Here is a 9,924-nt window from a genome sequence, read left to right on the forward strand (position 1 = left end):
ACGGCAGGGCGGGGGGCGTCAGCGCGAACGCTGACGCAGACGCTGCAGGTCCAGGATGACCACGGCGCGGTTCTCCAGGCGGATCCAGCCGCGCTGGACGAACTCGGCCAGGGCCTTGTTCACGGTCTCGCGGGACGCGCCCACCAGCTGGGCGAGCTCCTCCTGCGTGAGGTCGTGCGCCACCAGCAGGCCGTCCGCGGCCGGCCGGCCGAAGCGGTCCGCGAGGTCCAGGAGCGCCTTGGCCACGCGGCCCGGCACGTCCGAGAACACCAGGTCCGCCAGGGACTCGTTGGTCTTGGACAGGCGCTGGGCCAGGGCCTGGAGCAGCTGGACCGACACATCCGGCGACGAGGCGATGGCGCGGCGCAGGTTCTCATGGCGCAGACCGGCCAGGCGCGTGGCGGACACCGCGGTGGCGGTGGCGTTGCGCGGGGCGGGGTTGAACAGGGCCATCTCGCCGAAGATCTCGCCGGGGCCGAGCACGGCCACGAGGTTCTCGCGGCCGTCCGAAGCGGTGCGGCCGAGCTTGATCTTGCCGGACATGATCACGTACAGCTGATCGCCCTGGTCGCCCTCGTGGAACGCGGACGCGCCGCGGGAGAGCTCCACCTCGGTCAGCTCCGAGGTGAGGATGGCGAACACCTCGTCGTCCAGGTTGGTGAACAGCGGAGCCTTCCGCAGAACCTCGAGATCCATGTGTGCGTGTCCTCTCTGTGGGCAGTTCCTCACACCGCGGCGGAGGAGCCGCCCGGTTCACTGGCGTCCATTGTGCCCCATACCCCCGTGCGGGCCGATACCCTGGATCCTCCACCGGGCGCGCGGGCGGTCCCCGTGCGTGGCCGGTGCCGTCGCATCCGAAGGAGGTCGCCCATGCCGCTGGGTCTGACGTGGCTGGACGTCCTGCTCATCGTCGCGCTCGCGATGCTCCTGGTCCAGGGCCACCGTCGCGGCCTGTGGGTGGTGCTGGGCAACCTCGTCGGCCTGGTCGGCGGTGCCGCGATCGCGTTCTACGCCCTGCCGGAGGTGGCGGAGTTCGTCACCGCGCCGCAGTGGCGGTGGGCCGCGCTGATCGCCACCCTCGTCCTGCTCGTGGCGGCGGGCCAGTACGTGGGCGCCGCCATCGGCGAGGCGATCCGGCTGCGCGTGAACCTGCCGGCCCTGCGACTCGTCGACCGCCTGCTCGGCGCGCTCGCCGCCGGTCTCGCGGGCGCCCTCGTCCTCTGGCTCGTGGCGTTCTCCATCGCGGCCTCCGGCTCCACCGCGGTCACCCGTGAGGTGAACCGCTCGCAGGTGATCACGGCGCTGGACACCGTGATGCCCGACTCGCTCCTGGCCTGGGCCGCCCGCTCGCGCTCCGCCGTCGCCGACCTGGACGTGCTGCCGGAGCTCGAGCTGCCCGCCCCCGTCCCGGAGTCCGACGACGGCGTCCGCGCCGCCCCGGCCCCGGCCGCGACGCCGGGTCTGCCCTCGGCCGCCTCCTCCCCGTCCGACACCGCGACGTCCGCCCCGTCCGCCTCGGCGACCCCCGAGGAGCCCGACGACGCCGCCGCGCCGTCGGCCACGACGACCGCCCCCGCCTCGTCGACGTCGACGGCCGCCCCCTCGACTCCCGCCGCCTCCTCGGCGTCGGCCGCCGTCGTCCGGCTGACCGGGACGGCCGCGCAGTGCAACCAGGTGCAGAGCGGCTCGGGCGTGGCCGTGGCCCCGGACCGCGTGCTCACGAACGCGCACGTGGTCCTCGGCGTGGACGCCCCCACCGTGACGGACCGCGCCCGCGGCGTGCACGCGGCGCGGATCGTCCACCTGGACACGGCGCACGACCTCGCCGTCCTGGCGGTCGACGACGCGAACCTGCCCGTCATGCCGGTCGGCGCCGAGCTGACGGGCGGCGCGTCGGCCTCCGTCCTGGGCTATCCCGACGGCGGCCCGTTCGCCTCCACCCCCGCGACCGTGCAGGCCGTCGGCGAGGTGCCGCTCGGCGACGTCCTGACCGGTGCCGCGAGCATGGTGGACGTCTACACCCTCGCGGCGGACATCCGCCACGGCTACTCGGGCGGCCCGGTGGTGGACACGGCCGGGAACCTGGCCGGTCTGGTGTTCGCCCGGGCCCCGGGCTCGGACGCCGTCGGCTACGCCCTGACGGCGGACACCATCGCCCCCGTCGTCGCCGCGGCCCCGGAAATGACGGCCACGGTCCCTTCGGGGGACTGCGTCCCGGGCGGCTGAGCCGGCGCCGCGCCACGCGCCTGATGCCCGCATTCCGGACCGGACTGTCCGGCAACGGCCCGTGTCGACTATTGTGTCCTCCGTCACACTCGAGTTTTCCCGACCCCCGGAGGTCCTGCATGTCCAGCACCGTCTCCGCGCCCGCGTCGGCGCCGAAGCGCACCCGGGAGGAGTTCACCGGCCGGTGGGCCTTCATCCTGGCGGCCATCGGCTCCGCCGTGGGCCTCGGCAACATCTGGCGCTTCCCCTACGTCGCCTATGAGAACGGCGGCGGCGCGTTCGTCATCCCCTACCTGATCGCGCTGCTCACCGCGGGCATCCCGCTGCTGTTCTTCGACTACGCGATCGGCCACCGCTTCCGCGGCTCCGCGCCGCTGGCGTTCCGGCGCCTGTCCCGGTGGACCGAGACCGTCGGCTGGTGGCAGGTGCTCATCTGCGTCGTCATCGGGATCTACTACGCCGCGATCATCGGCTGGGCGATCATGTACACCTGGTTCTCCGTGGACCAGCGGTGGGGCGACGACCCGGAGACCTTCCTCATGGGCGACTACCTGCAGGTCGCCGACGACCCGTCCCCGTCCTTCGACGTCGTCTCGGGCGTCTTCTGGCCCATGCTCGCCGTCTGGGTGATCACGCTGCTCATCATGGGCTTCGGCGTGCGCCGGGGCGTGGCCCTGGCCTCGATGGTCGGCATCCCGCTGCTCGTCGTGATGTTCCTGATCCTCGTCGGCATCGCCCTCACCCTGCCGGGCGCCGCCCAGGGCCTGGACGCGCTGTTCACGCCGAACTGGGCCGCGCTGGCGGACCCGGGCGTCTGGATCGCCGCCTACGGTCAGATCTTCTTCTCGCTGTCCGTCGGCTTCGGCATCATGATCACCTACGCTTCCTACCTCAACCGCCGCACGAACCTCACCGGCTCCGGCCTGGTGGTCGGCTTCTCCAACTCGGGCTTCGAGATCCTGGCCGGCATCGGCGTGTTCTCCGCCCTGGGCTTCATGGCGCAGGCCTCCGGCGTGTCCGTGGCCGAGGTGGCCGGCAGCGGCATCGGCCTGGCGTTCATCGCCTTCCCCACCCTGATCTCGCAGGCCCCGCTCGGCGCCCTGATCGGCGTGCTGTTCTTCGGCTCGCTCGTGGTCGCCGGCTTCACCTCGCTGATCTCGATCCTCGAGGTCGTCATCTCCGCCGTGAAGGACAAGCTCGGCTGGGGCCGCTGGACGGCCACGATCGTGGTGATCGGCCTGTCCGGGGTGGTCTCCCTCGCCCTGTTCTCCACCACCACGGGCCTGCAGATGCTGGACACCATGGACGCGTTCGCCAACAACTTCGGCATCGTGGGCGCGGCGCTCCTGTCGGTGCTCCTGGTCACCGGTGCGCTGGGCTCGGCCCGTCGCATCACGGCGCACCTCAACGCCGTCTCCTCCTTCAAGGTCGGCCGCGGGTACGTGCTGCTGATCGGCGTGCTCATGCCGATCGTGCTCGCCTACATCTGGCTCTCCTGGATCATGAAGGTGATCGCGGAGGGCTATGAGGGCTACCCGGGCGACTTCCTCGGCGTCTTCGGCTGGGGCATCGCGCTCGGCTCCGTCGCCCTGGCGATCCTGCTCTCCCTGATCCCGTGGTCCCGCAAGTCCAACCTCTACGCCGAGGACCTGGACAGCGAGATCCACGGCGACCTCATCCCGCACAACGCCGTGCCCGAGGGCACCGTCCCCACCGGCGCCCTGCCGGTGGTGCCCGCGGCCGCCACCCGGAAGGAGCTCTGACCGATGAGCACCGCAGCGATCGTCATGATGTCCCTGGCCATCCTCCTGGTGTGGGGCGGCCTCGCGGTCTCCGCCGTCCACCTGCTCCGCCACCCGGACGACTCCTCGGGCGACCTCGCCATCGAGGACGAACTGGCCCCCGCCGTGTGGGAGCGCGAGGATGGCCGTCTCGACGCGCAGCACCGGTGAGTCGATGAGGGCCCCCGGTCCGTCCGCAGCGGCCCCGTCCGCGGCCTCGGTCGCCGACGGGGCCGCGGGCGTGGTCTCCGCCTCCCTGCCGGTCGTGGCGGTGGACGGGAGCCTGCCGGCCCCGCCCTACCGGCAGATCGTGGACGCGGTCCTGGCCGGCGTCGCCTCCGGATCCCTCGCCCGCGGGGACCGACTGCCGCCCGTGCGTGCGCTCGCGGCCGAGCTCGGCGTGGCACCGGGCACCGTGGCCCGGGCCTACAAGGAGCTCGAGGCGCACGGCACCATCCGCACCCGGGGGCGCGCGGGCACGTTCGTGGCCGCCTCGGCGGACGCCCGCGCGGACGCCGCGCACCAGGCCGTGCGCCGCTGTCTCGACACCCTGCTCGAACGCCTCGGCTACACGCCCGACGAGGCCGTGGAGCTGGTCCGGCGGGACGCGGCCGCCCGCGCCTGAGCCGGGCCCGCCCACCGACGACGCCGCCCCGGACCGCACACAGCGTGCGGACCGGGGCGGCGTCGTCGTGCCGGCTCAGGCCTTCGGTGCGAGCGTCTCCACGATGCGCTGCATGACCGTGGGGTCGGCCAGCGTGGTGGAGTCGCCCGGGTCGCGGCCCTCGGCCACGTCCTTGAGCAGGCGGCGCATGATCTTGCCGGAGCGCGTCTTGGGCAGCTCGGGGACCACGAGCACGCGCTTGGGCTTGGCGATGGGGCCGATGTTCTTGCCCACGTGCTGCCGCAGCTCCTCCTCGACCTCGGCGACGTCGCGATCGGCCGCGGCGGCGTCCTCGGTGAGCAGGACGAACGCGACGACCGCCTCGCCCGTGGTCTCATCCTTCGCGCCGACCACCGCGGACTCGGCCACGGACGGGTGCGCCACGAGGGAGGACTCGATCTCGGTGGTGGACAGGCGGTGGCCGGAGACGTTCATGACGTCGTCCACGCGGCCCAGCAGCCAGATGTCGCCGTCCTCGTCGTAGCGGGCGCCGTCGCCGGCGAAGTACATGCCGGGGAAGCGGGACCAGTAGGTCTCCTTGAAGCGCTCCCGGTCGCCCCAGATGCCGCGCAGCATGGACGGCCACGGCTCGCGCACCACGAGGAAGCCCGCGCTCGTGTCCGTCATGGGCTCGCCGAGCTCGTCCACGACCTCCAGCACGACGCCGGGCACCGGCCTCTGGGCGGAACCGGGCTTGAGGGTGGTCACGCCGGGCAGCGGGGTGAGCATGTGGGCGCCTGTCTCGGTCTGCCACCAGGTGTCCACGATGGGGCAGCGGCCGGCGCCGATGACCTCGTGGTACCAGCGCCAGGCCTCCGGGTTGATGGCCTCGCCCACGGAGCCGAGCACGCGCAGGCTGGAGAGGTCGTACTCGTCCGGGATGTGCCGGCCCCACTTCATGAACGTGCGGATCGCCGTCGGCGCCGTGTAGAGGATGCTCACGCCGTACTTCTGCACGATCTCCCACCAGCGGCCCTGGTGCGGGGAGTCCGGGGTGCCCTCGTAGATCACCTGGGTGGCGCCGTTGACCAGCGGCGCATAGGCGACGTAGGAGTGCCCGGTGACCCAGCCGACGTCGGCGGTGCACCAGAAGACGTCCGACTCCGGGTGCAGGTCGAAGGTGTCGTGGTGGGTGGCCGCGGCCTGCACGAGGTAGCCGCCGGTGGTGTGCAGGATGCCCTTCGGCTTCCCGGTGGTACCGGAGGTGTAGAGGATGTAGAGCGGGTGCTCGGCGTCGTGCCACACGAGCTCGTGCTCGTCGGACTGGGCGTCCACGACGTCGTGCCACCACAGGTCGCGGCCCTCGGTCATCTCGACCTCGGCCTCGTTGCGGCGGACCACGAGCACGTGCTCGGCGGTGTGGCCGGGCGCGGAGAGGGCCTGGTCCACGGCGGGCTTGAGCATGGAGGGCTTGCCGCGGCGGAAGGAGCCGTCGGCCGTGACGACGAGCTTGGCCTCGGCGTCGTCCACGCGGGAGCGCAGGGCGTCGGAGGAGAAGCCGCCGAAGACCACGGAGTGGACCGCGCCGATGCGCGCGCACGCGAGCATCGTGATGACGGCCTCCGGGATCATCGGCAGGTAGACGGCCACGCGGTCTCCCTTGGTCACGCCGAGGGACTCGAACGCGTTGGCGGCGCGCCGGACCTCGGCGGCCAGGTCGGCGTAGGTGTAAGTCCGGGTGTCGCCGGGCTCGCCCTCGAAGTGGATGGCCACGCGGTCGCCGTGGCCGGCCTCGACGTGGCGGTCCAGGGCGTTGTACGCGGCGTTGGTGGTGCCGCCGACGAACCACTTCGCGAAGGGCGCGTCGGACCAGTCCAGGACGTCGGTGAAGTCCTGCTCCCAGTGCAGGATCTCGCGGGCGCGGCGGGCCCAGTAGGCCAGGCGGTCCTCGGCGGCCTCCTCGTAGAGGTCGGCTCCGGCCACCGCCTGGGCGGCGAACTCGGTCGGGGGCGGGAACGTGGGGATCTGCTCGTCCATCGACGGGGTCCTTTCGGGGTGGTGCGGTCGGTGCGCGGCACGGATGTGACGCGTCCCACACTAGTCTCCCGCCTCAGCATGCCGCGCGCGGCGTCGTCGCCACAAATCCTCAGGTCCTGTGTGTCGCATCGCACCCAGAAGCGGGGGCCGGACGCGGTGCGGACGTCGGCATGTGCCCCGCTCCCTAGGATGGTCGGACCTGAGCGGATCGCACGAGGGCGGGAGGACGCGCGGATGGAGACGGAGTCGACGGGCACGCCGACCGGGGAGACCCGGCTGGCCCTGGTGCGCCGGGCGCGGCGGATCGACCGGATCCTGGCCGAGACGTACCCGTACGCCGTCGCCGAGCTGGACTTCGAGACGCCGTTCGAGCTGCTCGTGGCCACGGTGCTGTCCGCCCAGACCACCGACGTGCGCGTCAACGCGGCCACGCCGGCGCTGTTCGCCCGCTTCCCGGATGCCCACGCGATGGCGGCGGCCACCGAGCCCGAGCTGCAGGAGCTCGTGCGCTCCACGGGGTTCTACCGGAACAAGGCCTCGGCGATCCTGCGGCTGTCCCAGGAGCTCGTGGCCCGGCACGACGGCGAGGTCCCCGCCCGTCTCGAGGACCTCGTGGCGCTGCCCGGGGTGGGGCGCAAGACCGCGTTCGTGGTGCTCGGCAACGCCTTCGGCCAGCCCGGGATCACGGTGGACACGCACGTCGGCCGGCTGGCCCGACGCCTGGGGTTCACGGACGAGACCGACCCGGTGAAGGTGGAGCACGCCGTGGGCGCCCTGTTCCCGCGCCGTGACTGGACGATGCTCTCCCACCGGCTGATCTTCCACGGCCGCCGCGTGTGCCACGCGCGCCGCCCGGCGTGCGGGGCGTGCCCGATCGCCCGCTGGTGCCCGTCCTACGGCGAGGGGGAGACCGACCCCGAGCGGGCGCGCGCCCTGCTCGCCTACGAGCTCAAGCCCGGCCGGGAGGAGCTGCTCGAGCTCCTGCGCGCGGGGCGGACGCGCCGCGAGCTGCGCGCGCTCGGCCACGGACTGGAGGCCTGACCGCCCGGCTGGTCCACCCGCTCAGCCCGCGGTGAGGCCCGCGAGGATCGCGTCGACGGCCCGGCGCGCGTGCACCCCCACGCCCGCGAGCGTGGCCGAGGCGGCCCCGCACCAGTCGTCGTAGCCGAGCAGGTGCAGCCCCGGCACGTCCACCGAGGCGGTCGGCAGCGCACGCTCCGTCGCCGGCGCCCCGGAGGGGCGGCGGGTCAGCTCGAGGCTCCGCAGGTGGCGCAGGTCCGCCCGGAAGCCCGTGCACCAGACGACGTCGTCCACCGGGTGCTCGGTGCCGCGCACCCGGGCCGCGGCGCGGCTGGCGGCGGGCCAGCCGTGGCTCGCGCCGGCGTCGTGGTCCCAGCGGACGCCGTCCGGCGTGAGCGCGGTGGGCGCGGGGACCGCGTGGAGCCCGGCCTCGTCGCGGGCGCGGATCACCGAGGGCACCATGACGATGTCCCCGAGGTCGCCCACGCGCGCCTCGGAGCGGCCCAGCACGCGCGCCGAGGCCCGGTCGAAGAGCACCCGCCCGTCCACGTCGTCCGGCATGAACCGGGGCGGACGCCGGGTGGCCCACGTGGTGGCGACACCCGCCAGCAGCAGGTCAGCCGCGATCTGGGCGCCCGAGTTGCCGCCGCCCACCACGAGGACGCGCCGCCCGGCGAACGCGTCGGGGGAGCGGTACGCGGCGGAGTGCCGCTGCGTGCCGCCGAAGCGGTCGGCGCCCGGGAGAGCCGGCACGAACGGGCGGGTGAACGAGCCGGTCGCGGAGACCACCGCGCGGGCGCTCAGGGCCGTGCCGTCCTCGAGCCGCAGGGTGAACGGCGGGGACGCGGCGGCGTCGTGCGTCACCGCCGCGACACGCACGCCCCGGCGCACCGGCAGCCCGTAGCGGTCCTCGTAGTCGGCCAGGTAGGCGACGACGTGCCCGGCGTCCGGGGTGCCGGGACCGGGCGACGGCGGCATGGGTCGGCCCGGCAGGGAGGAGTGCTCGGCGGGGGAGAACAGGCGCAGGGAGTCCCAGTGGTGCGGCCACGCGCCGCCGGGCTGGGCGGACGCGTCGAGCAGGACGAACGACGGCGGCGGGCCCGGCCGGCGCCCGCGGTCGACGTCCCGCGCGGCCCGGGCCAGGAAGTAGCCGACCGCCAGTCCGGCCTGTCCGGCGCCGATCACCGCGACGTCCACCGGATCCGGGGACGCGGCGTCCGCCGGGGGCGAGGTCAGGGGAGCCGTCATGCCCCGAGGCTACGACCGGCGGCTAGCGTGGGGGCTATGCCTGAGACCCCCGCGAGCCCCCGCCCGACCTCCCGCGACGCCGCCGGGACGTCCGAGGCGTCGCTGACGGGTGCGCGGGACCAGCTGGCGGACCTCGTGGCCCGGTGGGGCACGGCCCCTGCGGACGCGCCCGGTCACCACGACCCGGCCTCGCTCACCACCATCCCGCCCGAGGCCGTGCCGATGTGGGGCTTCGAGTGGCCCCGGTCCGGCGATCCGCGCCCCTCCGCCGTGCTGATCCTGTTCGGCGCCCTCGACGACGTCCCCGCCCGTCACGACGCCGAGCGCGTGCACCCGCACGTGGACGTGCTGCTGACCCAGCGCGCCGCCACCCTGCGCCAGCACGCCGGGCAGATCGCGTTCCCCGGCGGTCGCGTCGACCCCGAGGACGCCGACGTCGTGGCCACGGCCCTGCGCGAGGCGCAGGAGGAGACCGGCTTGGACCCGGCCGGCGTGGAGGTCCTGGGCGTGCTGCCGGCGGTGCCGGTGGTGGTCTCCGGGCACGTGGTGCACCCGGTGCTCGGGTGGTGGCGGGACCCCAGTCGCGTGGCGGTGGTCGACCAGGCCGAGGCCGCGGCCGTGTTCCGGATGCCGGTCGCGGACCTGGTGGACCCCGCGAACCGGTGCCGCGTGGCCCGGCCCGGCGGCCGCCGCGGCGAGACGCCGGGCTTCCTCGTGGGCGAGCGCCTGGTGTGGGGGTTCACGGCGGCGCTGCTGGACCGTGTGCTGGCGCTGCTGGGCTGGGACGTGCCGTGGGACGACTCCCGCGTGCGCGACGCGCGGACCCACGAGATCCTGCGCGGTTGACGGCTGCGCGGCGCCGTCCGCTCCTGCACAGGCGCCGGGGGGTGGGCACGTGTCCCCAGCCGGACGACCGGGGCAGGCGGGCGCGCGGGCGAGGCGGTGGACTGGACGGGCCGGCGGCCGCGGACCGCGGCGGCCGCCCCCCATCCCGCAGGAGGTCCGCCA

Annotated in this window: 9 protein-coding genes; 6 read left to right on the top strand and 3 right to left on the bottom strand. The window is 74.2% G+C overall.

What is annotated here, in order from left to right; genetic code table 11:
* Positions 1-18: 18 nt before the first annotated feature.
* On the bottom strand, positions 19-696 hold the full coding sequence (locus J1M38_RS06045; protein WP_002854021.1) for a Crp/Fnr family transcriptional regulator: 678 nt from the start codon (positions 694-696) through the stop codon (positions 19-21).
* Positions 697-870: 174 nt separating this feature from the next.
* Between J1M38_RS06045 and J1M38_RS06050 the strand changes: the two genes are divergently transcribed.
* From J1M38_RS06050 to J1M38_RS06065, 4 genes are all read left to right on the top strand, one after another.
* Entirely contained in the window at positions 871-2,226 is a 1,356-nt protein-coding gene (locus tag J1M38_RS06050) for a MarP family serine protease (RefSeq protein WP_206481392.1), read from the top strand.
* Positions 2,227-2,345: 119 nt separating this feature from the next.
* On the top strand, positions 2,346-3,989 hold the full coding sequence (locus J1M38_RS06055; protein WP_041103987.1) for a sodium-dependent transporter: 1,644 nt from the start codon (positions 2,346-2,348) through the stop codon (positions 3,987-3,989).
* 3 nt (positions 3,990-3,992) lie between these two features.
* The gene (locus J1M38_RS06060; RefSeq protein ID WP_049144840.1) at positions 3,993-4,178 is read left to right on the top strand and encodes a methionine/alanine import family NSS transporter small subunit; all 186 of its coding nucleotides are present in this window, start codon (positions 3,993-3,995) and stop codon (positions 4,176-4,178) included.
* The gene (locus J1M38_RS06065; protein WP_049144842.1) at positions 4,150-4,632 is read left to right on the top strand and encodes a GntR family transcriptional regulator; all 483 of its coding nucleotides are present in this window, start codon (positions 4,150-4,152) and stop codon (positions 4,630-4,632) included. Before J1M38_RS06060 ends, J1M38_RS06065 begins: the two co-directional genes overlap by 29 nt.
* A 75-nt stretch (positions 4,633-4,707) precedes the next feature.
* On the opposite strand, the gene acs is transcribed toward J1M38_RS06065, so the two are convergent.
* A complete protein-coding gene (gene acs, locus J1M38_RS06070; RefSeq protein WP_061867654.1) occupies positions 4,708-6,648 on the bottom strand; it encodes an acetate--CoA ligase in 1,941 nt (646 codons plus the stop codon).
* 234 nt (positions 6,649-6,882) lie between these two features.
* On the opposite strand from acs, the gene nth reads away from it, so the two are divergent.
* Entirely contained in the window at positions 6,883-7,689 is an 807-nt protein-coding gene (gene nth / locus J1M38_RS06075; protein ID WP_061867655.1) for an endonuclease III, read from the top strand.
* Positions 7,690-7,710: 21 nt separating this feature from the next.
* Here nth and J1M38_RS06080 read toward each other — a convergent pair whose 3' ends face one another.
* On the bottom strand, positions 7,711-8,916 hold the full coding sequence (locus J1M38_RS06080) for an NAD(P)-binding domain-containing protein (protein ID WP_061867656.1): 1,206 nt from the start codon (positions 8,914-8,916) through the stop codon (positions 7,711-7,713).
* 36 nt (positions 8,917-8,952) lie between these two features.
* Between J1M38_RS06080 and J1M38_RS06085 the strand changes: the two genes are divergently transcribed.
* Positions 8,953-9,762: a CoA pyrophosphatase gene (locus tag J1M38_RS06085; protein ID WP_041103998.1), complete on the top strand. Its 810-nt coding sequence runs from the start codon at positions 8,953-8,955 to the stop codon at positions 9,760-9,762.
* The last annotated feature ends 162 nt before the right edge of the window (positions 9,763-9,924 follow it).

This window comes from Micrococcus sp. KRD070 (assembly GCF_017168435.1).
GTDB classification, from domain to species: Bacteria; Actinomycetota; Actinomycetes; order Actinomycetales; family Micrococcaceae; genus Micrococcus; species Micrococcus luteus.